The 831-nt window shown below is 56.3% G+C and carries 1 protein-coding gene; it reads right to left on the minus strand.

Annotation, left to right across the window (positions count from 1 at the left end; translation table 11 throughout):
- On the minus strand, window positions 1–803 hold an 803-nt coding region (locus J5224_RS31565; RefSeq protein ID WP_264628926.1), incomplete at its 3' end, for a LysR family transcriptional regulator.
- Between the last annotated feature and the right edge of the window lie 28 nt (window positions 804–831).

Here is an 831-nt window from a genome sequence, read left to right on the forward strand (position 1 = left end):
TTTGACCACACCACATCCATTTCAATCAGTTGCGGCCAACCTGCCACCGAGAGTTCCACCAATATCTGATGACCAAACTGGGCGACCAACCAACGTGGCAGGATGCTCCAGCCAAACCCCTGTTCTGCCATTTCCAGTAGCATAAGGTAAGAAGGGGCAGACCAGATGACGCCTTCCTCTGGCTGACGCTGATTGCGTGTATAGGTATTCAGACAAAGCTGGCGTACCGTTGCCAACTGCTGCGGCGTGACAGACGGCTGCTGTGCCAACGCATGCTGTGCGGCAACAAAGAGGGTCATTTCGGTTTTAACGTGCAACCGCGAGGCGCTGATTTCTGTCGGATACTGTGGTTGGGTGCGAATCACGCCCATGTGCGCACGCTGCGCCTGAAGCAGGTCGATGGCATCCTCATCCTCGGCGATCAGACACTCGAATTCGATATCAGGAAAACGGGCAGAAAACGCGTGCAGCAAGGGATCATAATGATCCGCTTTCCACATATCCGACAACACAAAGGTCAGGCGCGGCTCAATGCGGTTAGCCAGGCGCACCGCCAGCGCATCCAGCGTGTCGCTGGCAGCAAGAATGGCCTGAACGTGCACCCGCACCTTATGACCATCATCGGTCAGTCGCGGTTGGTGCCCGGAACGATCGAACAGTACCAAACCGAGATCGGCTTCGAGGTTGGCAATCGCCGCGCTCACGGTGGATTGGCTTTTGCGTAACTGGCGCGCAGCGGCGGAGAAGGAGCCGGTTTGTGCAGCGGTAACAAAGGCAATCAGGGATTCGGGGGAATATCGCATCACCGCTCTCTTCTCAAGTCCATCGATT

Source organism: Candidatus Symbiopectobacterium sp. NZEC135, from assembly GCF_025962695.1.